This is a genomic window from Microlunatus phosphovorus NM-1 (assembly GCF_000270245.1).
GTDB lineage: Bacteria > Actinomycetota > Actinomycetes > Propionibacteriales > Propionibacteriaceae > Microlunatus > Microlunatus phosphovorus.
On the sequence record NC_015635.1, the window covers coordinates 1,816,557 to 1,838,670 of the forward strand.

Below are 22,114 nucleotides of genomic sequence, written 5' to 3' on the forward strand. Positions count from 1 at the left end.
TCCTGCTCACCTCCGTTTAAACGGGGCGAGACGGACTGACCTCCGACGTCGGAGGATCCAACCGATCCTTGTTGTGCCCAGCCAGCAGGGTTGCCGCCAACGGCATGGTCAGGACGGTGATCGCCCCGCCCGCCACCAGCACGGATGCGTTCGCCGGGCTCATCTGGCCCGCCGACACAGCGGTAGAAGTGACCGCCACGATGATCGGCAGCCCGGTTGCCGCGAAGAGCCCGATCCGGGCGCTGTCCCGGGTGTCGAATATCTGCTGACGCGTGGTCGGATCGCGCTCCAGTTTGCTGGAAAGGAACACGGGCAGACCGCGGACGAGCATGATCATCAGCACGAACAGGACCAGCGTGAGCGGTTGCGCGGCGACCGCGGCGGGGTCGATCGCCATTCCTGAGGTGACGAAGAAGACCGGGATCAGCAAGCCGAAGGCCAAGCCGTTGAGCTTGTGCTCCAACTGCTCATCGCCGCTGGGGAGTGCTCGGCGGAGGATGAAGCCGGCGGCGAAGGCGCCGAGCACCACATCGAGATCGAAGACCTCGGCCAGGACGCAGAGCGCGACCAGCAACAGCACCGTGAGCCGGACGGTGGTCTGTCCGGTGGTCTCCGACCCCGCCCGGATCAGTGACATCATCTTCGAGGTCTCGCGACGGATCCGCCGCCAGGGCAGGGTGATAGCGGCTGCGAGGAGCGCGAACATGATCACCGCCACCAGTGCTTCGGCAGGTCCGCCGGTGCCGAGCAGGACCGCCATCGCGATCACCGGGCCGAGTTCCCCGTACGCGCCGTGGTTCATCACCGACTTCCCGACCGGGCTGGTGAGCAGTCCGCCGTCCTTCAGAATCGGCAGCAGCGTGCCCAGCGCCGTCGAGCACAGGGCGATCGCCAGCGCCACCTCGGCATGGAGGGCTCCGGTCAGGGAGACGAGGAAGACCAGGGCGAGCGCCGTGCCAAGGCAGATCGCCCAGGTGACGAGGGCTCGGCGACCCGCTCGTCCGGTCAGTTCGGAGAGCTCGATCTCATAGCCGGCCAGCAGAAACAGCATGCCGAGACCGAGCTCGCGGAGCAGCCCGATCGCGTCGTCGGTTGTCGCAAGCCCCATCCCGAAGGGTCCGATGATCACGCCTGCCACCAGCAGGATGACGACCTCGGGGACCAGGCGGCGTGGCACCAACCCCGCGAGCAGCGGAGCTGCCACGGCGCAGATGGCGATCCACAACAGCGATATGAATGATGACTCCACGCGCCCTCCTGCCGCTCACAGTAGCGTTCGCCGGCCCCAGGAGCGGTGAACGTAGGGCAGCCTCCGCTTCCTTGAATAGTTCCAAATAAGGGAGCATCGTAGGCACTGAGCTTCCAATGGAAAGGCAAGAATCATCATGGTCATCGTGAACGCACCGTCCAATCTCGCTGCGACCTCGGAGGTCGCCGCCGGTGCTGCGCAGTTCCTCACCCCCGTCGTCATCGACCTGGAGGCGCTCGTCGTCAACGGCAAGCAGGCGCACTGGCACGTCCGCGGTGGCAGCTTCATCGGCATCCACGAGCTCCTGGACTCCGTCGTCGACCACGCCCAGGACTTCGCCGACACCGCCGCAGAGCGGGTCGTCGCCCTCGGTCTGCCGCTTGACTCCAGGGTCGCCACCGTAGCCGCGAAGGCCACGCTGCCGACTCTCGCCGACGGTTTCCAGAGCTGGGAGAACACGGTGGCGGCCGTCGTCGGTCAGATCGACGCCGCCCTGGTCACCGTTCGGGCCGCTGTCGCCGGTCTCGACGACATCGACCTGTCCAGCCAGGATGTCGCCATCGAGATCGAGCGCGGGCTGACCAAGGATCGCTGGCTGCTCCAGGCGCACCTCGCCTCCTGATGCGGGATATCCGCGGAGCCGGTAACTAGAACAGGTTAGCCTCACCTATACTTTGTCCTATGAGGCCTCATCGGCGCCGCGGACCCTTGCAGCACGTGCTCGTGGCGGGCAGTTTCGACGAACTGCCTGTCATCGAAGCGGTGCTGTTGTTGCTGCCCAAGACGGCGTACGGACAGGTGCTGGTGGAGACGCCGGAGCACCTCGAATTGCCCGCACTCGAACTGCCGCCGCGGATGACGATCGCGCGGCTCGCCCGCGGCCTGGACGATGAACCCGGTTCCCTGGTCGCCACGGCCGTTCAAGCTTGGCTCGAGGAGTGGACTCCCGCGGAGCCCGACCCGGCCCGCACCGTCACGGCGTGGGTCGGTGGCGTTGCCTGCGACCCGTACCATTTCGCCGGCGCGACCATTCGGAGCCTGTAGTAGTCGGCGTTAGTCGCGCGTGAACTCCGTACGCTTTCGGTATGAAGCGTTTGACGATCAGTGTCTCGGACGAGATCGCCGAGAAGGCGCGGCGCGCTGTGGAATCCGGAAACGCTGAGAGCGTGTCGGCGTACTTCGGTGAACTCGCCGAACGGGAGCCCGATTGGGTCGCGGCGCGTGAAGCGGTGGACGAGATGATCGTCGATATCGGCGGTATTCCGGACGAAGCCAGGGCCTGGGCCCGCCAGACTCTCGGAATGTTGTAGGGCCTCCGGAGTCCGGGGCCACCACAGGCGGTCCGCCTGCGAACCGTATGAGATCGGCCCCTGACGGTGTGACCGTCAGGGGCCGATCTATGTCTTGAATGCCGAGGCCGATCCAGATCAGCGAGGGATCAGGTCGTGGACCGGCGCCCCTGGCTCGACGACGACTAGGTAGCCGCCATCGTTCAATGGTGTCGGAGTGCGGATGGTCCTGACGATACGGCGGCGTTCGGTGTCGACCACGGTGATCGTGCCGTCGCCGCCATTGGTGACGTAGGCGCGTCGACCGTCCGGATCGAGAGTGACGACATGCGGCTGCGTTCCGACGATGGACCTGCCTTCCCTGGGTCCATCGGTGGAAGAGGGGAGCGCCACCGTGCCAACGATCCGGCCAAAGGTGGGAGAGCCGCGGTCCGCATCCAGCAGCGTCAGCGCGTCGCCCTCGGGGTGGATGGTGCTGACTGCCGCGTACGTCGATGAGATGGCCAGTTTGCTGACCTTTCCGTCGGGCACTCGGACCAACCGGGTGTCGTAGCTGACGGAGTCGATGATGCTGACATCGTTTCTCGCGGTGGCCCAGCGCTCCACGGGCACCGCCGGGTTCTCGGTGACCGCACCCCAGACCGTTCGTTCGTCGGCGGCGAGCCGTGGGTGGAAGCTGTTGGGGATGTCGCGGATGTCAGTGGCGTAGGGAACCCGACGGGCATCGGTCAGGCCGTCTGCCGCGACCTTGGCGCCGGCGAAACCTTCTGCGGTGGTGGTGAAGACGGCCGAGCCGTCGCGAGCGACGACCGGCCCATGGGCGCCGTTGCCGGACGGAACGTTGCCGGCCTTGATGGGAAAGCACCTGGGCCGGCCCATCGCGCAGCCTGCCACGTACTCGGTCTCCAGAAAATCGGACAGCAACGTGCTGCTGAAGCCGGACCCGCCCAACATGACGAGCCGGAGCGGGTCGCCGGCCAGGTAGACCTGGGTCTCCGGTGTCGTGCCGGTGCCATCCAGAGTGAGCTGGAGGTCGTGGTGCCAGATGTCGAAGGTGTCCAGATCCACCACCACGATCGGGCTCACGACGGCATCCCTGGGCTGACCGCTGAAGGCGAAGTAGCGCAGGCTCGGGTCCGCCGCACCCCAGGTCATGCCGCCCCAGCGAGAACCGGGAATCGCGACACTCTTGACGATTCGGGGCTTGCCTCGGGAATTGATCGAGATCGCCACGACTCGGGCGTTGGCATCGTCGACGACAATCAACCGGCCATCGGGCAGCGGCAGTGTGCCGCCATGGGCGGAGATGGCGATGCCGTGCAACGAGCCGGTACGCCTGTTGCCGGAGGCGCGATAGACGTGCAAGGCCTTGGCCTGCGGGTCGGCGACCACGAGGTAGTCCCGGTTGGCCACCGGCGAGCTTCTGGGACCGGCGTCGGCAGGAACGGCCAGCAGCGCCGCGAGTCCGAGGACGGCGAGCATGACGGCCAGTCGGCGCCAGGTCCCGGACCAGCGAGAGAGTATGGAAGTCACATTAGGTGACCCTAAGTAAGGTCTGACTTATATGGCAACCGTGACTACGGGGTTCTGGACGGTCGACTGGGTCAGAGGGTCAGCCCGCGAAGCGGAAGAGCTTCTTGTTGGCGAACTCCTCCATGCCTCCCTTGCCGAGCTCGCGGCCGTAACCGGACTTCTTCACGCCGCCGAACGGGATGTCGGCGCCCTCGAGACCGGCAGCGCCGATGAACACCATGCCGACGTCGAGCTGGTCGCCGACGCGCTCTGCGCGCTCGACATCGTCGCAGATGACTACGGAGCCGAGGCCGTACGGCGAGGAGTTGGCGAGCTCGATCGCTTCCTCGTCGCTGGACACCTTGTAGAGCTGCGCGACGGGACCGAACAGCTCCTGGCTGTAGACAGCCATGTCGGGGGTGATGTTGGTCAGCACCGTCGGGGTGTAGACGTTGCCGTCGGGGCTGTTGTTCCCGACCAGGATCTCCGCCCCTTCTTCGAGCGCGCTCTGCACCTGGGCGGTCAGGCCCTTGGTCGCGCTCGCGGAGGAGAGCGGGCCGAAGTTGCCCTTCTCGTACGACTGGCCGCCGATCGCTGTCTTGAACTTCTCGGCGAACTCGTCGAAATAGGTGTCGAGCACCACGATGCGCTTGGAGCCGTTGCAGGCCTGGCCGGAGTTCTCCATCCGGCCGGCGACCGCATGGGCGACGGCATGATCGAGGTCATCAGTGTCGAGCACCAGGAAGACGTCGGAGCCGCCGAGCTCGAGGACGCACTTCTTGAGGTGCTTGCCGGCCTGGGTAGCGATGATGGCCCCAGCGCGCTCGGAGCCGGTCAGGGAGACCCCCTGCAAGCGGTCGTCGGCGATGATGTCGGCGATCTGGTCGTGCGTGGCGAAGACGTTGACGTAGGCGCCCTCAGGGAAGCCCGCGTCGCGGTAGATCTGTTCGATGGCAAGCGCGGACTCCGGGCAGATCTCGGCGTGCTTGAGCACGATCGTGTTGCCGAGGATCAGGTTCGGGGAGGCGAAGCGGGCGACCTGATAGTACGGATAGTTCCACGGCATGATGCCCAGGATGACGCCGATGCCCTGCTTGCGAATGAAGGTACGCAGACCGTCAGAGACCTCGAGCTCCTCGTCGGCCAGCCATTCGGCGGCATGCTGGGCGAAGGCCTCGGTGATGTCGCCGGCGAACGCGGCCTCGCCGACGGCCTGGTCGAGAGGCTTGCCCATCTCGCGGTTGATGATGGCGCCGAGTTCGTCCTGGCGCTCACGGAAGAGGTCGGCCGCCTTCTGCGCCAGGGCGGCGCGCTCGGCCAGAGTGCTGGTGCGGGCCCAGGATGTGTACGCCTGCCGAGCCGAGGCCAAAGCCTGCTCGATCTCCGCGTCCGTCGCATCCGGGTACTCGCGAATGACCTCGCCTGTCGCAGGATTCGTGACAGCGTACATAGCCTCTTTGCCTACCTTCCGTGTCCGTCGTCTGTGTGCCGAGCCTCGGCTTCGGTCAGTATCCCTCACCACCGCATCCCTCACCACTGCGCGATGGTGTGTCCGGAGCTATCCCGGGATGACCGCACCGATGATCGGCCGGGCGATCTCGTTGGCCACCATCCGGCCGTCCGGTGAGGACTGGAGGGTGGTCAGCACGATCACCGTCGTCTTGCTCTTGGGGTCGTGACCCATGAAGGAGGTGAAGCCGGGCAGCGAGCCGTCGTGACCGAGCATGGGCCCGAAGCTGGCGAGGGCGAGCCCGTACCCGGCACCGGCACTGCCTACCGGTTTGACGCTGTCCAGCCGTTGCTTCTGCAGGTCCGCCGAAAGCAGGCCACCGCCGACCAGTGCTTCGACGTAGGTGGTCAGGTCGGCCGCGGTGGAGATCCCGGCTCCGGCCGCCCAACCCCAGGACGGGTTGGCGTCGGTGTAGTCGCCCGGCTTGAGCTCGCCGCTCCGCGCACGTTGCTGATCGGCCTCCGACAGTGCGGTGGAGGTCAGCGTCGAGACGTTGGTGCCGTACATGTAGCCGCGCGGGTGCGGGTCCGGAATCGCGGCGGAGGTGATCGGTGGCTGGGACGTGTCGGCCAGCTCGAGCGTGTCGAGGATCCTGCTGCGGAAGGATTCCTGGAGCGGTTTGGCGTCGTGGTGTTCCACGACCAGGCCGGCCAGCACGGTATTGGTGTTGGAGTAGTGCCAGTCGCGTCCGGGGGCGAAGTCGACCGGTTCGGCCAGCCCGATCTTGACCAGCTCCTCCGGATGCCACGCCTTCGCCGGCTCGGCGTCCATCGTCGCGTTGAACGACTTCAGCTCGGTGTAGCTGCGAAGACCGCTGCGCATGTCGAGGAGCTGGGCGATCGTCACGCCGCGCAGCTTGTCACTGGTGAACTGCGGCAGATGCTCGCGTACCTCGTCGTCGAGAGCGACTTTGCGCTCATCGACCAGCTGGAGCAGGCAGGTGCCGGTCATGGTCTTGGTATTCGAGCCGATCCGGAAGTGATCGCCGACGGTGATGTCCTCGGCGTCAGCAGCCAGCGACCGCTTGCCGAAGGCTTGCTGCCAGGTCTCCTCGGGCGTTCGCACCAGCACGACGACACCCGGGACCAGCAGGTCGCTCATCGCCGACTCGACTATCGGGCGGAGCTTGTCCAGATCCGATCCGGCGCCGGTTCCGGTGGAGCTGGGGCTCGGCGTGGTCGATGACGTCGTACGGTCCGATCCGGTCGTCCCGCACGCGGCGAGGCCCCAGGCCGCGCCCGCCAACAGGAGGCCACGGGTCAACACCGTCCGGCGGCCGAGGAGCTGCTGCGTCTGCATGGGTCCACGATCGCGGGTTCCCGCTGCGTCTGCAATGGATCTGCGCCACCTGGTCGCGCAGGTATGGCGACCGGGCAGGATGAGGATCACGCTCTGCACTGAGCCTGGGTCGGCAGGTCAGCGAGCAGATCCAGCAGATCAGAGGGTCTGCGGATCAGAAGGCCTGCGGACCGAACCTCATGATCGCCACGAAGAGGGCCAGGACCAGCAGCACGGCGTTGACGATGATCATCTGAGGTTCTCCGCGGCGACCATGCACGATCGCAGCCAAGATCATCGTGATGGCGAGTCCCGTCGCAGCGAGTGGCGTCAGCACGGGCGCGATGCCGGTCGCCGCGGGCAGGATGAGTCCGATCGCACCGAGAATCTCCATGGTGCCGATGAACTTGACGGTGCCGGGGGAGAAGTCGTCGACCCAGCCCATGGAGGCGGCGAGCTTCTCCTTGGGCTGACTGACCTTCATCAGGCCGGCCGCCAGAAACGCCAACGCGAGTACGCCGGCGACGATCCACAGCGCGATGTTCATGACATGCCCTCCCACAGTGAGTTGACTCTTCAACCAACTGTAGGGCAGCGATTTGAGCGTTCAAGAGTGAGGTGTCGTCGCTGAGTTGCGTCGCCGTCGTCGCCGGGTTCGTTGGCCCGTGACTGCTCGAGAAGTAGCGTGCGGTTCTGAAATCGCGGGCGAACGGGACCACGCGCTACTTCTCGTAAAAAGAGTGTCCGAGGGGGGACTTGAACCCCCACGCCCGTATAAGGGGCACTAGCACCTCAAGCTAGCGCGTCTACCTATTCCGCCACCCGGACCTCGCTGCCCGGTGGACAGCGACGAGAACTATAGCAAGCCTCCCCGGGGTCACCGAACATTCCGGACATCCCGGACTTCGCCGTCGCTGGTCTGGCGTCGATGCAGGAACGCGCGACAGGTTTCCGGGGAACGGGCGACCGCCTTCGCACCCGGCGAACCGTCGCCCACTACGCTGGTCGGCGATGAGCATCCGCACAGTGGAGTACGAGGAGACCAAGGTCCGGTTGGACCGCACGCTCCCGCGCAGTGCGGTCCGCAAGCTGCTGACCGATCAGGCTGAGTACGGCGGCTGGGAGCTGACCAGGCTGCGTCGCTATCGAGACGGGACCCGGGATGTCTGGATCCGTCGCAAGATCATTCGGGTGCCGCTCACCGTCTGACCTCTGCCGACCCGATCCGGCTCACTGTCGGAGCAGGTCCGGTCCGCCGGACACGTCGTCGAGCGCGGAGACGATCTCCTCGGGCAGCGTCATCTCCTCGGTCGCCAGCGCCGGTGCGAGCTGCCCGACGGTACGGGCCCCGAGCAGGGGAGCAGTCACTCCGGGCGCATCGCGTACCCACAGCAGCGCGACCTGCAACGGGGTGAGATCCAGCCCCTCGGCGGCCCGGGCCACCGCCTCGACCACGCCCTTGCTGCGCTGCTCCAGATAGGGATGCACGAACCAGGCGAAGTGATCGGACGCGGCCCGGGAGCCTTTCGGGTAGCGCGCCCGGTATTGCCCGGTGAGCACGCCGCGCCCCAACGGAGACCACGGGAACACGCCCATGCCGAAGGCGTGTGCCGCCGGCAGCACCTCCATCTCGGCTCGGCGGGCCAGCAGTGAGTACTCCACCTGCACGCTGGCGAGTGCCGCTCGGCCTGGCACCGCCTTCTGCCAGGTGGCGGCCTGTGCGGTCTGCCAGCCGACGAAGTTGCTGACCCCGACATAGCGGGCCATGCCCTGACGTACGGCGTGGTCCAGCGCGCTCAGCGTCTCTTCGATGGGAGCCTCACCCCACGCGTGGACCTGCCACAGATCGACGTAGTCGGTGCCCAGTCGCTCCAGCGACCCGGCCAGATCGCGCAGCAGCGCACGCCGGGACGTGTCCACCACCCGCTTGCCGTCGCGCACCACAAATCCGGCCTTGGTGGCGATCACCACATCTTCGCGCTGGGCCACCTCGCTGACGAGCTTGCCGACCAGCCGCTCCGCGTCGCCGGCTCCGTACGCCGCCGCGGTGTCGATCAGCGTGCCGCCGGCCTCCACAAAGGACTCGAGCAGCCCACGGGCCTGCTCCTCGGGGGTGTCCCGAGCCCAGGTGAGGGTGCCGAGACCGAGCCGCGACGTCCGCAACCCGCTGGTCCCGACCCGACGTGTCTCCATGACCGGAGAGATTAGCGGGGATAGCCCCATGGATCTGCTCGGGATTGTTGGCGTCGCTCGGTCTGCAGATCGAGCAGAACCAACAAGATCGAGCAAATCGGGTAGGGGCGAGGGGAACGGAGGGGGATAGGTTCGAGCAATGCGACTGGGACTGAATCTGGGCTACATGGTCGGCGCCGACGAGGCGCGCGGGCAGCTGGCGCTGACCCGGCACGCGGAGTCCCTCGGCTACGAGGTGGTGTGGGCTGCGGAGGCGTACGGCTCGGACAGCCCGACCGTGCTGGCCTGGCTGGCCGCCCAGACCTCGACGATCGGGATCGGCTCGGCGGTGATGCAGATCCCGGCGCGGACCCCAGCCATGACGGCGATGACCGCGGCCAGTCTGGACCTGCTCAGCGGGGGGCGGTTCCGGCTGGGCCTGGGTGTCTCCGGCCCGCAGGTGTCGGAGGGCTGGCACGGCGTGCGTTTCGATCGTCCGCTGGCCCGGACTCGCGAGTTCGTCGACATCGTCAGGCTCGCGCTGAGCCGCAAGCCGGTCGCGTACGAGGGCCGCACCTACCAGTTGCCGCTGCCGGACGGCCCTGGCAAGGCACTGCGGCTGACCATCGCGCCGCAAGCCGACCGGATCCCGGTCTATCTGGCCGCTGTCGGTCCCAGGAATCTGGAGCTTGCGGGAGAGATCGCCGACGGCTGGCTGGCGATCTTCCTGGCTCCCGGCTTCGCCGACGAGCAGCTGAGCCACGTCGATGCGGGTCGGGCGGTCATCCGCCGCGACCGCGTCGGCTTCGATGTGGTGGCGACGATCCCGTTGGTGGTCGGCGACGACCCGCAGGCCTGTGCTGATCCGGTCCGTCCATACGCCGCCCTCTACGTCGGCGGCATGGGCAGCCGGGAGAAGAACTTCTACAACCAGCTGGCGGTGCGGATGGGCTACGCGGAAGCTGCCGCCACGGTGCAGGATCTCTATTTGGCGCGGCGACCCCGCGATGCGATGGCGGCTGTGCCGTACGAGTTCATCGACTCGACTTCGCTGCTGGGCTCCAGGGAGCGGATTGCCGCCCGGCTGACCGAGTTCGCCGCGGCCGGTGTCACGACGGCGGCGGTGGCGCCGTACGGGAAGTCGCTCGAAGAGAAGCTCGCCGCGTTGACCACGGCTGCCGAGGCGTTGCAGTTGGCTGGTTTGGGCTGATTGCCGCGTGCCGGTGGTGAGTGATGAGGTGCAATCACTCACCACCGGACTGCTCCGCCGCCCAGGTCAGGCAGCGGAGGGGCATCCCCTGGCGGCTTGTTGCGGATGATCCCCTTCGGCTCACCCACCTCAACCTGTCGGCCGCTCACAGATAAGGACGAGGCAGGGCAGGAACCATGTCGCGAGTTTCGGGAGAATGTCGGGGAACCTCGATGTGATCTGAGTCACATCGTTGATCAGTTCAGTGGGCAGGTGCCGCCGCCGTCAAGCGGTCGGCCCGTCAGCGAGAAGAACCTGGCCTGCAGTTCGCCCTCGCCCTCTTCGACCCGCTGGACGACAACGGTCAGCGGTCCAGGCTGCACCAACTGGTTGAAGGTCCGGTCCGGCTCCTCGAGGTGATCGTACGGCTCTCCGTCGTGGAGGTCCTGGACCGAGATGAGCAGGAACCCGGTCGGCACCTCCAGGTGAGCCCAATAGATGGTCTCGGTCTCGGCGACGAACTTGCAGGTGGTTTCGATCGGCTCGGTGGGCTCGTCCGTCGGTTCCTCTGTCGGCTCCGAGGTCGGTGTGGGTGACGCGGTCGGAGTCGGCGAGGCGGTCGGAGTGGCTGTCGCCGTCGGACTGGGTGAGGTGGTCGGGCTGTTCGTTGTGGTCGGGCTGGGTGATGCGGGACGCGTACGGGTCGGCCTCGGCGCCGGCCTTGTCGGTTCGCTCGTCGAACGATCCGGGCTCGTCGTGCTGCGTACGGTGGACCGCCGCACCGTGGTTTGGCTGGTCGGTGCGGGGACACCGCCGGTATCGAGATCGAGGGCCTGCTGTGCCGGGGCGGTGGCGGCTGGACTCGATTTCGCCTTGCGCGACGGGGGAGCGGAGGACGGCGCGCTGCTGGTCGGCGCCGAGGTCGGTGCGAACGTCGGTGCGGAGGTTGGTGCGGCAGCGACCGGCTCCGTGCTGGACGGCGATGGTGGCGGTTGTCGGGCGAAGGCCGTCACGGCGACCACAGCCACCGTGGCAACCGCCGTCAGACCGATCAGGACCCGCCCGGCCGGCGTGCTCGCCACCTCAGCGACCCTGGAGGGCAGCGATTTGTCCGCCGCGCCAGAACCGCCCACCGCGGTCCCGGCCCCGGCGCCACCTGACCCGGCGCCACCTGACCCGGCGCCACCTGACCCGGCGCCGCCTACACCAGTGCCGCCTGACCCGGTCGCTACGCCAGCTGCCGTACCGCCCCCGGCCTCACCGGCACCGGATGCGGAGGCGATGGTTGCCGCCGCGGCGGTGGTCGGAGCCAGCACCCGGGAGATCGTGTACAACGCCGCCGCGCCGGTGATGATCGCGGCGACGGTCCCGAGCACCATGCTGTCGATATTGCGGACCTCGGCATAGGCCGCGCGGCACTCCCGGCAGGTGTGCAGGTGATCGCGGATCTGGCGGCTGCCGCGCGGGCTGACGGCACGTCGGACGTAGGAGCCGAGCCGGGCCCGGACCCGCCGGCATTCCTCGTCGTCGGTGGCGGCGGCATGCTCGCTCAGGTACGCCTGCCGGAGCCGTTCCCGGGCCCGCTTGGTCCGGGAGGCGACACTGTTGGCGGACACGCCGAGGGTCCGGGCGATGTCGGCAGGCCGCTCCTCCTCGACGACCGCATGCCACAGCAGGGCGCGGGTCGGCTCGGGCAGCGAGGTCCAGGCCGACCAGGCCAGTGCGGCATCGACGCCCTCGACGTGCTGACCCTCCAGGCTCTCCTGGGTGGGCAGGTCGAGGTCGGATTCCTCGCCGGTGGGCACCTCGCGTTGTTGGGCACTCTTGGCCCGGTCGATGCTCAGCCGGCGAACCGAGGTGAGCAGATAGGGCCGGAACGCCGTCTCCGGGCCGCCGCCGGCGCGCAGGATCCCCAGGATCCTGCTGAACGCCTCGCTGACCAGGTCTTCTGGGTCGTTCCTGGTCAGTGCTCGGGCCTGGCGCAGGGCCGCCGGATGGTGCCTGGTCCACAGTTCGGCGTACGCCTGGTCATCTCCGGCCCGAGTCGCCCCGATCAGGTCGGCGTCCGTGCGGTCGGCGAGGTCGTCGATGACTGTCACCGATCTGCCACCTCCACTGGCCACGACGTCCCAACGGCCCGAAGCGACTCGGCCGACGGTGGAGCAATCCTGCCACGGAGCAGACCGTGCTGCGGACTATGCAGTCGGCAGCGGCTGCAGGACGCCGGTCAGCAGCAGGACCGCGACCAGCGCGGCCAGGCCGAGCCGGTAGATCACGAACGGCTTGTAAGTATGGGTGCTGACATATTTCAACAGCCAATGGATGACCGCCAGTCCCACGCCGAAGGCCACCACCGTGGCCAGGATGATCGGGCCCCAGGCCGGTTCGACCGGGTCGGAGGAGATGTCGAAGAGCTTGAAGAAGCCGGAGCCCACGACTGCCGGAATGGCCAGCAGGAACGCGTACTTGGCCGCCGCCTCACGCTTGTAGCCCAGGGCGAGCCCGGCCGCGATCGTCGCACCGGAGCGGGACACCCCGGGGACCAGGGCCAGCGACTGGGCCAGGCCGTAGAGGATGCCGTGCTTCCAGGTGAGGGACTCCAAAGGGCGAATGTTCTTGGCGAAGTGGTCGGCGATCCCGATGATGATGCCGAACCCGGCGAGCATCGCGACGGTGATCCAGAGGTTACGCAGCGAGTGGTCAATCTGATCCTGGAACAGCAGCCCGAGCGCGACGATCGGGATCGACCCGATGATCACCAGCCAGCCCATCCGGGCTTCCGGGTCGTCTCGCGGGATCTTGCCGACCAGGGCCAGGCACCAGTGCCTGATGATCTTCCAGATGTCGGAGCGGAAATAGATGATCACCGCAGTCTCGGTGCCGAGCTGGCTGATCGCAGTGAACGCCGAGCCGGGGTCCTCACCGCCGTAGAACTGGCCGATGATGGACAAGTGTGCGCTGGAGGATATCGGCAGGAACTCGGTCAATCCCTGCACGATGCCCAATACCAGCGCCTCGAGCCAGCCCATCGCCATCCTTTCGTCGGTCGGCCCATCCAGAGCCCGCACCACGGTAGATGGTCAACTCGGCCAATCGGGTGATCAGCACCAACTGTGGTCAAGATCTCGGTTACAACTGTCTGGTGACCATCCACCATCACCATCCGTTCCTGCCGCCGGAGGGCGAACGCAGTCCACTACGGCGATTCCGGGGCAGGATGCTGGCGCCGGTCACCGTGTGGACCACGTACGCCGATTCGCGTCCGCTCGGCTGGACGGTGTCGTCGGTGCTTCTGGTCGATGGCCCGGAGCCCGCGTTGGTGGGTCTGCTCGATCCCGACGCCGATCTCACCGAGGCGATCACATCCGATGACGAGCAGGGAAGCGGAAGCAAGGTCGCGATCAGCCTGCTTGGTTGGCAGCATCGCCAGCTCCCCGATGCCTTTGCAGGCATCGCGCCGGCGCCGGGTGGACCGTTCAAGCTGGCTAGCTGGACCGATACCGGCTACGGTCCGGTGCTCTCCGACGCACCGGCTTGGTTGGGTGCGACCGTGCTCGACAGCAGGCCGCTGGGCTGGTCGACCCTGCTGACGGCGCGAATCGACCAGCTCGAGATCGGCTCGGACGATGGCCAACTGCTGGGCCACCTACGCGGGCGCTATCTGCCGGTCGCGCCCTGACTCAGCGACTGAGGCTAGATTCGACCCCATGGCCACGGTCTTGCTGGTTCGGCACGGACGGACTGCCGCCAACTCCTCGGGCATTCTCGCGGGCCGCAGCCCGGGCGTGGAGCTGGACGAGGTCGGTCGCGCGCAGGTCGGCACGTTGGGGGAGCGGTTGGCGCCGGTGCCACTGGCGAGGCTCGTCAGCTCACCTTTGCAGCGGTGCCGCCAGACGGCCCACGCCCTGCTTGCAGGCCGCGCCGTGCCGGTGCCGAACAGCATCGAGTCCCGGCTGACCGAGTGCGGCTACGGGGACTGGACCGGCCGCACCCTCAAGGAGCTGGCCAAGGAGAGTCTCTGGCAGACGGTGCAGCAACAACCGTCGGCGGTCCGTTTCCCCGGTGGCGAGGCGATGACCGAGATGGCGGCCCGCGCCGTGGGCGCGGTCCGTGCTTGGGATGCCGACGTCACCGCCGAGCACGGTGAGAATGCGGTGTGGGTCGCGGTGTCCCACGGGGACGTGATCAAGGCGATCCTCGCCGATGCGTTGGGCACCCATCTGGACACGTTCCAGCGCATCCTGGTCAACCCGGCCTCGGTCTCGGTGATCCGCTACACCGCCGCCCGACCGTACGTGGTGACGATGAACTCCACTGGCGCCGACCTGGCCGGGATGTTTCCTGCCGGGCGGTCTGCTGCAGATCAGACGACCGACGATGCTCCGGTCGGCGGCGGTCTCGGGGCGCAGGAACCGACCGCCGGCAAGGGATAGTGCTCACCGGCGGAAGTGGTTCGCGGGCAAGCACTAGGCTGAGCGATATGGCGATCCTGGTCCACCGCTATGACTCCCCGGACCGGTTTGTGGCTGGCACGGTCGGCCTGCCGGGGGAGCGTACGTTCTTCCTGCAGGCCCGCGAGGGCAACCGGATCACCTCTGTGGTGGTCGAGAAGCAGCAGGTGTCGGTGCTGGCCGAGCATCTGGACAAGGTGCTCGACGAGGTGTTGCGGCGCAGCGGCCCGTCCGCTCGGGTCCCGCCGGCACACGACAAGCCCAACGACACCGATCCACTCGACGCGCCGATCACGGAGGAGTTCCGGGTCGGCACGATGACGATCGCCTGGGACGCCGAGATCCACCGGATCGTCATCGAGCTGTTCTCCAATGTGGACTCCGACCTCACCGATGACGAGGACGAGGCTGACGACGACCTGGGGCTCTCGGCCGCGGCGGCCGCCGCACTGGAAGGCAGTGACGAGGTCAACGCCGACGAGGTGTTCGTGGTCAAGATCACCCCCGGATACGCCCGCGACTTCGTCGCTCGCGCCCAGGCTCTGGTCGCCGCAGGGCGGCCGCCGTGCCCGTTCTGCCTCCAGCCGCTGGATCCGGCTGGGCACATCTGTCCGCGAGCCAATGGCTACCGGCGGCCACTCTTCGGTGCCTGAACCCCGTTGTCACCCGGCCCTGAGCGCTGTGCTCACCGACGGTGAGCTGCAGCTCGCCGGGCGACTGGCGAACGCCTCCAATGCCACCTACATCACGGTGCTGACCACCGGGGACGACCAGCTGGAGTGCGTCTACAAACCGATCCGCGGGGAGCGGCCGCTGTGGGATTTCCCGACCGGCACGCTCGGGCTGCGGGAGGTGGCTGCGTACGAGGTGTCGCGTGCCGGTGGTTTCGACATCGTGCCGGTCACGGTGCTGATCGACGGCCCGCTCGGCCCTGGCTCGCTGCAGGCCTGGGTGGATGCGGACGCCGCCGAGACCAATGCACTGGTTGATCTCGTGCCCAGCGACCAGGTGCCGGCCGAGGGCTGGTTCGCCGTGGTCGAGGGTGAGGACGCGCAGGAGCGGCCGGTCTCGGTGATTCACGCCGACTCGGCCGCGCTGCGCCGGATGGCGGTCTTCGACGTGCTGGTCAACAACGCCGATCGCAAGGGCGGTCACATCCTCGGCAGCCAGGGGCAGGTGTTCGGGGTCGACCACGGTGTGTGCTTCCACACCGATCCGAAGCTGCGGACGCTGCTGTGGGGATGGGCAGGCGCGGAGCTGACCGACGACGAGCTCGCCGCCGTACGACGAGTGCGCGACGTGACCCCTGACCGGCTCTACGAGCTGCTGGCCGAGCCCGAGATCGAAGAGCTCTGGTTGCGTGCCGAGCGGCTGCTGCAACGCGGCCGCCTCCCGCGGCCGCAGCGCGGGTATTACCCTGCGATTCCCTGGCCGCCCTTCTGATTCGTGCCGATCCTGGGAAGGTCGGATCCGATCCGGTAGGCGAGGTTAGGGTTGCCCGCATGCGCGCATGGACCGCCCCTGAGGTGCCCCGGCTCGATCGTGTTGCGGAGCAGCCCGGATTGCGGCTGTTCGACACGGCGCGACGGCAGCTGGTGCCCGCCGGTCCGCCTCCGGCCGAAGGCCGGCCGGCCCGGTTCTATGTCTGTGGCATCACGCCGTACGACGCCACGCACATCGGCCATGCGAACACATACGTGTCCTTCGACCTGCTCAACCGGGTCTGGCGCGATGCCGGGCTGGAGGTCGTCTACGTGCAGAACGTCACCGACGTCGACGACCCGTTGCTGGAGCGCGCGGAGGCGACCGGTGTCGACTGGCAGCAGCTCGCGGCCGATCAGACCGAGCTCTTCCGCACCGATATGACCGCGTTGAACGTGATCCCCCCGGCGTACTACGTGGGAGCGGTGGAGTCCGTCTCCGAGGTCATCGCGCTGATCGCGGACCTGCAGGCGAAGGGCGCGATCTATGCCGTCGACGATGCGGAGTACCCCGACCTCTATTTCTCTCAGGACAGTGACGCGGCGTTCGGCTCGCTCTCCCACCTCGACGAGGAGGAGGCGCTGTCGATCTTCGCCGAACGGGGCGGCGACCCCGACCGACCGGGTAAGAAGAACCCGCTGGACTGTCTGGTCTGGCGACTGCAACGACCCGGTGAACCGGGCTGGGAATCGCCGTTCGGTGTCGGCCGCCCCGGCTGGCACATCGAGTGCACCGCGATCGCACTCAACCGGATCGGCGCCGGCTTCGACGTCCAGGCCGGCGGCTCGGACCTGATCTTCCCGCATCACGAGATGTGCGCCTCCGAGGGCCGGGTTGCGACCGGCGAGCCCTTCGCCCAGGTGTATGCGCACAGCGGCATGGTCGGCCTGGACGGGGAGAAGATGTCGAAGTCCAAGGGCAATCTGGTGCTGGTCTCCCGGCTGCGGACCAGTGGCGTCGATCCGATGGCGATCCGGCTGGCGCTGCTCGCCCAGCACTACCGGGACGACTGGATGTGGACCGACGAGGTGCTGACCGCGGCGACGCAGCGGCTCGACCGGTGGCGCGAAGCGGTCCGGCTGGACGCTGGACTCAATGCCGACGATGTGGTGACTGCGATCCGGGCCGCGCTGGCGAACGATCTCAATGCTCCGGCCGCGTTGGCCGCCGTCGACGGCTGGGCCGGCGCCTCGACCGTGATCGACGGTGACGACACCGAGGCTCCCTCGCTGGTGGCGCGCGCCGTGGACGCGCTGCTCGGTGTGCGCCTCTAGAACGATTTCCGGTTTCCTGTCCACCTGAGCCGTGGACAGAACACCAGAATTTCAGGCGTGGCATAGGGTGACCACCCGTGGCCGGGAAGAGCTTTGAAGACCTGTACGCCGAACTGAGCGCGAAGGTGGCGGCCGGCGACCCCGATTCGTCGACGGTCAAGCGGGTCGAAGCCGGCGTACACGAGATCGGCAAGAAGATCGTCGAAGAAGCGGCCGAGGTCTGGATGGCTGCCGAATATCAGTCGCGCGACGACGCCGCACTCGAGATCAGCCAGCTGCTCTATCACCTGCAGGTCTTGATGCTGGCGCTCGAACTGACCCCCGAGGACGTGTACCGCCAGCTGTGATCGCGCCGGTCAGTCGACGCAGCGCAACTAGACTCACCGCCGTGAGTTCGAACCCCTTGATCAGGATCGCGGTGCCCAATAAGGGCTCGCTGTCCGAAGCTGCGGCGCAGATGCTGCGTGAGGCCGGGTACGCCCAGCGCACCGATCCCAAGGAGTTGGTGCTGCTGGACGAGGCCAACGGGGTCGAGTTCTTCTATCTGCGGCCGCGCGACATCGCCGTGTACGTGGGGGAGGGCACTCTCGATGTCGGGATCACCGGCCGGGACATGCTGATTGACTCCGCCGCCCACGCCGACGAGGTGATGCCGCTCGGCTTCGGTCGCAGCCGATTCCGGTTCGCCGCACCGGCCGGCAGTCAGCACACGATCGATGATCTGCACGAGCAGCGGCTGGCGACCTCCTATCCGGGACTGGTCGGTGGCTATCTCGCCGAGCGAGGCGTCCACCCGCGGCTGATCACCCTGGACGGTGCCGTGGAGACCGCTATCCGGTTGGGGGTGGCCGATGCGATCGCCGACGTCGTCGAGACGGGTACGACGCTGCGGCAGGCCGGTCTGGAGCTGTTCGGGGAGCCGATCCTGCATTCCGAGGCGGTGCTGATCAAGCGGCGGGACACCGAGGCGCCGACCGGTCTGGAGCAGTTGCAGCGCCGACTGAACGGCGTGCTGGTCGCGCGCAACTACGTGATGATGGACTACGACGTCAGCGACGAGCATGTCGACCTGGCCTGCTCGATCACTCCCGGCCTGGAGTCGCCGACCGTCGCACGGTTGGCGAAGGAGGGTTGGCTGGCGGTCCGGGCCATGGTGCCGCGGACCGAGGCGCAGCAGATCATGGATGACCTGTGGGCGATCGGCGCTCGGGCCATCCTGGTCACCGACATCGCGGCCTGCCGCCTGTAGCTGATGACCGAGTCAGCTGATCGCACGATCGTCTACCGCTCGACCCGGTTGCGGGTCCTGGTCTTGGTGGCCTCTGTCTCGCTGGTGTTGCTCAGCGGGTTGTTCTGGGTGGCGCTGCCGGCCAATCTGAAGGCACAGTTCACGCTGTCCCAGGCGATGACGCTGCTGGGCATCCTGGTCTTCTTCGTTGGTGCGCTGCTGATCGTCGGTAGCGGCGTCGTACGCGCTGAGCCCGACGCACTGTATTTTCGCAACGGACTGAGCCGGCATCGCTACCCCTGGTCACAGGTGAGCCGGGTGGTGCTGCGACCCGGTGACGCCTGGGCCCAGGTGTTGCTGGTGCCGCTGGACCGCCCGGTCGACGAGCCGGCCGACCTGGAGCATCGGATGCTGATGGGGATCCAGACCGGTGACGGCCAGTACGCCCTCGACGCGATCGGCGAACTCAATCGCCGCGCTAACGCCGCCGGCTAGCCCAAACTTCTGTCGAGCTACCGTCAATGGTTGCGGATAGCTCGACAGAAGTCCCACCGGTCAGTTGATGCCGCGGTTCTTCAGGATCGCCTCGATCTCGGCCAGTTCGGGATCGATCTCGGCTGCGGCTGCCTTGCCCTTGGCCGGCTTGGTGGCCGGAGTTGCGACCGCCGGAGCCGAACCCCGCGCCGTACGCCCGCTCGTGACGGCCGGCTTGGTCGAGCCTGCGGTCACCGGGTTCTTGGCCGCCGACCGGCGAGTCAGCATCCCGCCGACCACCCACAACACCACGCACAGGCCGAGCAAGGAGATGCCGAACCACATCGTCGGACTGAAGATGATGCTGGTGGCCCAGCCGACGACGGCCACCGCGGCGTCCCACACCAGACGCAGCAATCCGGTGAAGTAGAGCCCCACTGGCGCCACTGCGAGCGCGGCTCCCTGGACGACCCGGCCGCGCTCGCCTTTGCGCCAGGCGAGCCCGGCGATGACGACGCCGATCAGGGCGATACCGATGCAGAGCGGGAGGAGGACGAGGTCCGAGGCAGGCATCTTTCCAGTCTGCCGCAGCCCGGCAGACCTCACGATGGGGATAACCACCCATGTTGCCCCGTGGTCGCCAAGCTCTTACGGTGGTCCGATGCCTGCTGATCCCCGACACCCCGGCGGCCACGAGCGCACCCTGGCGCCGTCGCCGTTCCCCGGTGACGACGGAGTGGCGCAGCAGGATGTGCGTCGGGCCCTGGCCCGATTCGCCGCCAGCCACAGTCCGGAGGACTATCTGCGTGCGGTCGCGGTTCTGTGCGGTGACCGGGTGCTGGTCCCGGTCGTCGCCACGGCCACGCGGCTGGGCACCACCACCGGCGGACTGACCTCGGACAAGGAGGCCGAGATGGCGGTGGTGATGATGCAGCGTGCCGACGGAGGCAAGGCGTTGCTCGGGTTCACCGGGCTGGACGCGCTGCAGTCCTGGGATCCGCGGGCCCGTCCCGTACCGGTCACGCTCGACAAGGTCGCCGAGACCGCCATGGCAGAGAGCGCGGTGGCGGTCTTGATCGATGTCGGCGGGCCATACCCGTTGGTCATCGATGGCGAGGTGTTGGCCGCGTTGGCCCAGGGGCACCGGCTGGTCGATCTCGGTGACGGCTTCGGCTGGGCCATGCCCGCCGGGATGTGACCGCCTTGGGCTGGGGGTGCTAACCTGGCTTGCGACCGATTCGGCAGCACTGCCGGATCCGCCAAGTGGAGACCTGATCTCCCACCCGCACGACAGCTCACCAGAGCTTGTGGTCGGGTCGGTCCAGCGGCCGTGGCCCTACGGGGTTCGCGTGCCTGCTCAATCAGGGTCTCCGCGTTGCGCGGAGACCTTTCGCGGTTTCCGGGCATGGCGGCTCCAGCAGCCAAGCCGGACCGATCGCCCCCGACGGCGAAGGATCCTCTTCGCCACAAGAACGCACATGGAGGACCAATCAGCAGCACTGAACCGCGGATCAACGACCGCATTCGCGTCCCCGAGGTCCGTCTCGTCGGCCCAGCCGGCGAGCAGGTGGGGATCGTACGCATCGATGACGCTCTGCGCCTGGCGCGTGAGGCCGAGCTCGACCTCGTCGAGGTCGCACCCATGGCCCGGCCGCCGGTCGCCAAGCTCATGGACTACGGCAAGTTCAAGTACGAGAACGCCCAGAAGGCCCGCGAGAGTCGCCGCAACCAGACGAACACCGTGATCAAGGAGATGAAGCTCCGGCCCAAGATCGACAGCCACGACTACGAGACCAAGAAGGGTCACGTCGTGCGCTTCCTCAAGGCCGGTGACAAGGTCAAGATCACGATCATGTTCCGTGGCCGGGAGCAGTCGCGTCCTGAGCTGGGCTACAACCTGTTGCGCAAGCTGGCCCAGGACGTGGACGAGTTCGGCTTCGTCGAGTCCGCACCGAAGCAGGACGGCCGCAACATGTTGATGGTGCTCGGACCGCTGAAGAAGAAGACCGAGGCACGCGCCGACGTACGCGCGGAGCGTGATCGCCGGGCTGCGGAGCGGGCCGCCGACGCCGAGGCAGAGCGCACCGAGCAGGAAGCCAGGCGGATCCAGGCCGCTGCGGAGCAGGCTCCGCGCCGGCGGCGGGGACCCGCCGACAATCTGGATCCCGACGTCGATCTCTGAGGTCGGGAACCAAGTTCACGCAAGACCCGTATGACCCCGTGGGCGCCACCGCGCAGACGGGCCGACTGACGAAGAAAGCGAGCGGCAGCCATGCCGAAGATGAAGACGCACTCCGGTGCGAAGAAGCGGTTCAAGGTGACCGGTTCGGGCAAGCTCATGCACCGCAAGGCGGGCAAGATGCACCTGAACGAGCACAAGCCGAGCACCCGCACCCGTCGGCTGGCCGGCGACAAGGTGCTTGCGCCGGGCGACGCGGCCAAGGCCCGCAAGCTGCTGGGCCTCTAGAGCGCCCTCACCCCACCACCGCCATCACTGATATCAAGGAGTAACTCGCATGGCTCGCGTCAAGCGCTCAGTCAATGCCCAGAAGAAGCGTCGGGAGGTCCTCGAGCAGGCGTCCGGTTACCGGGGCCAGCGCTCCCGGCTGTACCGCAAGGCCAAGGAGCAGATCACTCACTCCGGCGTCTACGCCTACCGTGACCGCCGCGCCAAGAAGGGCGACTTCCGCAAGCTGTGGATTCAGCGGATCAACGCCGCAGTCCGCGCCGAGGGGATGACCTACAACCGGTTCATCTCCGGGCTGAAGACCGCTGAGGTCGAGGTCGACCGCAAGATCCTCGCCGACCTCGCCGTCACCGACCCGAAGGCGTTCGCCGCATTGGTCGAGGTCGCCAAGGCCCATCAGCCGGCCCCGGCCGCCGCCGCGTCGGCTGCCTGACGCTCCCGGACCGATACTGACCGGATCCGACTCGGGCGCCTACAGCTCGCGTCTCGAACTCAGTTTCGACGAGCCGATCGCACCGCCTCCTGCTTCGGCAGGGGCG

Annotated in this window: 26 protein-coding genes and 1 tRNA gene; 17 read left to right on the forward strand and 10 right to left on the reverse strand. The window is 67.5% G+C overall.

What is annotated here, in order from left to right; genetic code table 11:
• Nucleotides 1-16 precede the first annotated feature (16 nt).
• Nucleotides 17-1,249, reverse strand: a complete 1,233-nt coding sequence (locus MLP_RS08185; protein ID WP_013862584.1) for a cation:proton antiporter — start codon at nucleotides 1,247-1,249, stop codon at nucleotides 17-19.
• A 136-nt stretch (nucleotides 1,250-1,385) separates the two neighbouring features.
• Here MLP_RS08185 and MLP_RS08190 point away from each other — a divergent pair, with 136 nt between their 5' ends.
• The 3 genes from MLP_RS08190 to MLP_RS08200 are packed head-to-tail and all read left to right on the forward strand — an operon-like array spanning nucleotide 1,386 to nucleotide 2,559.
• Nucleotides 1,386-1,871, forward strand: coding sequence for a Dps family protein (locus MLP_RS08190; RefSeq protein ID WP_013862585.1), 486 nt, complete (start codon nucleotides 1,386-1,388; stop codon nucleotides 1,869-1,871).
• A 59-nt stretch (nucleotides 1,872-1,930) separates the two neighbouring features.
• Nucleotides 1,931-2,293, forward strand: a complete 363-nt coding sequence (locus MLP_RS08195; RefSeq protein ID WP_156821085.1) for an SIP domain-containing protein — start codon at nucleotides 1,931-1,933, stop codon at nucleotides 2,291-2,293.
• Nucleotides 2,294-2,334: 41 nt separating this feature from the next.
• Complete coding sequence (locus MLP_RS08200; protein ID WP_013862587.1) at nucleotides 2,335-2,559, forward strand: hypothetical protein; 225 nt, start codon at nucleotides 2,335-2,337, stop codon at nucleotides 2,557-2,559.
• Between the two features lie 117 nt (nucleotides 2,560-2,676).
• Here MLP_RS08200 and MLP_RS08205 read toward each other — a convergent pair whose 3' ends face one another.
• From MLP_RS08205 to MLP_RS08225, 5 genes are all read right to left on the reverse strand, one after another.
• Complete coding sequence (locus MLP_RS08205; RefSeq protein ID WP_156821086.1) at nucleotides 2,677-4,071, reverse strand: YncE family protein; 1,395 nt, start codon at nucleotides 4,069-4,071, stop codon at nucleotides 2,677-2,679.
• A 79-nt stretch (nucleotides 4,072-4,150) separates the two neighbouring features.
• Nucleotides 4,151-5,500: an NAD-dependent succinate-semialdehyde dehydrogenase gene (locus tag MLP_RS08210; RefSeq protein ID WP_013862589.1), complete on the reverse strand. Its 1,350-nt coding sequence runs from the start codon at nucleotides 5,498-5,500 to the stop codon at nucleotides 4,151-4,153.
• Nucleotides 5,501-5,608: 108 nt separating this feature from the next.
• On the reverse strand, nucleotides 5,609-6,859 hold the full coding sequence (locus MLP_RS08215) for a serine hydrolase domain-containing protein (protein WP_013862590.1): 1,251 nt from the start codon (nucleotides 6,857-6,859) through the stop codon (nucleotides 5,609-5,611).
• Nucleotides 6,860-7,013: 154 nt separating this feature from the next.
• On the reverse strand, nucleotides 7,014-7,385 hold the full coding sequence (locus MLP_RS08220; protein WP_013862591.1) for a DoxX family protein: 372 nt from the start codon (nucleotides 7,383-7,385) through the stop codon (nucleotides 7,014-7,016).
• Nucleotides 7,386-7,579: 194 nt separating this feature from the next.
• A tRNA-Leu gene (locus MLP_RS08225) sits at nucleotides 7,580-7,666 on the reverse strand.
• Between the two features lie 183 nt (nucleotides 7,667-7,849).
• Between MLP_RS08225 and MLP_RS08230 the strand changes: the two genes are divergently transcribed.
• Complete coding sequence (locus tag MLP_RS08230) at nucleotides 7,850-8,047, forward strand: DUF5703 family protein (RefSeq protein WP_013862592.1); 198 nt, start codon at nucleotides 7,850-7,852, stop codon at nucleotides 8,045-8,047.
• A 21-nt stretch (nucleotides 8,048-8,068) separates the two neighbouring features.
• On the opposite strand, the gene MLP_RS08235 is transcribed toward MLP_RS08230, so the two are convergent.
• Nucleotides 8,069-9,031, reverse strand: a complete 963-nt coding sequence (locus MLP_RS08235; RefSeq protein WP_013862593.1) for an aldo/keto reductase — start codon at nucleotides 9,029-9,031, stop codon at nucleotides 8,069-8,071.
• A 139-nt stretch (nucleotides 9,032-9,170) separates the two neighbouring features.
• Here MLP_RS08235 and MLP_RS08240 point away from each other — a divergent pair, with 139 nt between their 5' ends.
• Nucleotides 9,171-10,220, forward strand: a complete 1,050-nt coding sequence (locus MLP_RS08240) for an LLM class F420-dependent oxidoreductase (protein ID WP_013862594.1) — start codon at nucleotides 9,171-9,173, stop codon at nucleotides 10,218-10,220.
• A 236-nt stretch (nucleotides 10,221-10,456) separates the two neighbouring features.
• On the opposite strand, the gene MLP_RS26210 is transcribed toward MLP_RS08240, so the two are convergent.
• Together MLP_RS26210 and MLP_RS08250 are read right to left on the reverse strand one after the other, a co-directional pair.
• Nucleotides 10,457-12,298, reverse strand: coding sequence for a sigma-70 family RNA polymerase sigma factor (locus MLP_RS26210; RefSeq protein ID WP_013862595.1), 1,842 nt, complete (start codon nucleotides 12,296-12,298; stop codon nucleotides 10,457-10,459).
• Nucleotides 12,299-12,394: 96 nt separating this feature from the next.
• The gene (locus MLP_RS08250; protein WP_041791679.1) at nucleotides 12,395-13,228 is read right to left on the reverse strand and encodes an undecaprenyl-diphosphate phosphatase; all 834 of its coding nucleotides are present in this window, start codon (nucleotides 13,226-13,228) and stop codon (nucleotides 12,395-12,397) included.
• Nucleotides 13,229-13,341: 113 nt separating this feature from the next.
• Between MLP_RS08250 and MLP_RS08255 the strand changes: the two genes are divergently transcribed.
• The 8 genes from MLP_RS08255 to MLP_RS08290 all read left to right on the forward strand — a co-directional run bounded on the left by MLP_RS08255 (nucleotide 13,342) and on the right by MLP_RS08290 (nucleotide 19,129).
• Entirely contained in the window at nucleotides 13,342-13,878 is a 537-nt protein-coding gene (locus tag MLP_RS08255) for a flavin reductase family protein (protein ID WP_041791681.1), read from the forward strand.
• A gap of 28 nt (nucleotides 13,879-13,906) precedes the next feature.
• Nucleotides 13,907-14,632 (forward strand): MSMEG_4193 family putative phosphomutase, encoded by a 726-nt coding sequence (locus tag MLP_RS08260; protein WP_013862598.1) that lies wholly within the window; start codon nucleotides 13,907-13,909, stop codon nucleotides 14,630-14,632.
• Nucleotides 14,633-14,679: 47 nt separating this feature from the next.
• Nucleotides 14,680-15,303 (forward strand): DUF3090 domain-containing protein, encoded by a 624-nt coding sequence (locus MLP_RS08265; RefSeq protein WP_013862599.1) that lies wholly within the window; start codon nucleotides 14,680-14,682, stop codon nucleotides 15,301-15,303.
• Nucleotides 15,296-16,093: an SCO1664 family protein gene (locus MLP_RS08270; protein ID WP_231851435.1), complete on the forward strand. Its 798-nt coding sequence runs from the start codon at nucleotides 15,296-15,298 to the stop codon at nucleotides 16,091-16,093. The genes MLP_RS08265 and MLP_RS08270 overlap by 8 nt, the downstream gene beginning before the upstream one ends.
• Nucleotides 16,094-16,152: 59 nt before the next feature.
• Entirely contained in the window at nucleotides 16,153-17,406 is a 1,254-nt protein-coding gene (gene mshC / locus MLP_RS08275) for a cysteine--1-D-myo-inosityl 2-amino-2-deoxy-alpha-D-glucopyranoside ligase (RefSeq protein WP_013862601.1), read from the forward strand.
• Nucleotides 17,407-17,483: 77 nt separating this feature from the next.
• Complete coding sequence (locus MLP_RS08280) at nucleotides 17,484-17,753, forward strand: phosphoribosyl-ATP diphosphatase (protein WP_013862602.1); 270 nt, start codon at nucleotides 17,484-17,486, stop codon at nucleotides 17,751-17,753.
• A gap of 56 nt (nucleotides 17,754-17,809) precedes the next feature.
• Nucleotides 17,810-18,655 (forward strand): ATP phosphoribosyltransferase, encoded by an 846-nt coding sequence (gene hisG, locus MLP_RS08285; RefSeq protein WP_041791683.1) that lies wholly within the window; start codon nucleotides 17,810-17,812, stop codon nucleotides 18,653-18,655.
• Nucleotides 18,656-18,658: 3 nt separating this feature from the next.
• Nucleotides 18,659-19,129 (forward strand): PH domain-containing protein, encoded by a 471-nt coding sequence (locus tag MLP_RS08290; RefSeq protein ID WP_013862604.1) that lies wholly within the window; start codon nucleotides 18,659-18,661, stop codon nucleotides 19,127-19,129.
• 60 nt (nucleotides 19,130-19,189) lie between these two features.
• On the opposite strand, the gene MLP_RS08295 is transcribed toward MLP_RS08290, so the two are convergent.
• Nucleotides 19,190-19,681, reverse strand: coding sequence for a hypothetical protein (locus MLP_RS08295; protein ID WP_013862605.1), 492 nt, complete (start codon nucleotides 19,679-19,681; stop codon nucleotides 19,190-19,192).
• Between the two features lie 88 nt (nucleotides 19,682-19,769).
• Here MLP_RS08295 and MLP_RS08300 point away from each other — a divergent pair, with 88 nt between their 5' ends.
• The 4 genes from MLP_RS08300 (at nucleotide 19,770) to rplT (ending at nucleotide 22,008) form a co-directional block, all read left to right on the forward strand.
• Entirely contained in the window at nucleotides 19,770-20,306 is a 537-nt protein-coding gene (locus MLP_RS08300; protein ID WP_013862606.1) for an SseB family protein, read from the forward strand.
• Between the two features lie 207 nt (nucleotides 20,307-20,513).
• Complete coding sequence (gene infC / locus MLP_RS08305; RefSeq protein WP_083843754.1) at nucleotides 20,514-21,290, forward strand: translation initiation factor IF-3; 777 nt, start codon at nucleotides 20,514-20,516, stop codon at nucleotides 21,288-21,290.
• A gap of 90 nt (nucleotides 21,291-21,380) precedes the next feature.
• Complete coding sequence (gene rpmI, locus MLP_RS08310) at nucleotides 21,381-21,575, forward strand: 50S ribosomal protein L35 (protein WP_013862608.1); 195 nt, start codon at nucleotides 21,381-21,383, stop codon at nucleotides 21,573-21,575.
• Nucleotides 21,576-21,624: 49 nt separating this feature from the next.
• Nucleotides 21,625-22,008 (forward strand): 50S ribosomal protein L20, encoded by a 384-nt coding sequence (rplT, locus tag MLP_RS08315; RefSeq protein WP_013862609.1) that lies wholly within the window; start codon nucleotides 21,625-21,627, stop codon nucleotides 22,006-22,008.
• Nucleotides 22,009-22,114: the final 106 nt, after the last annotated feature.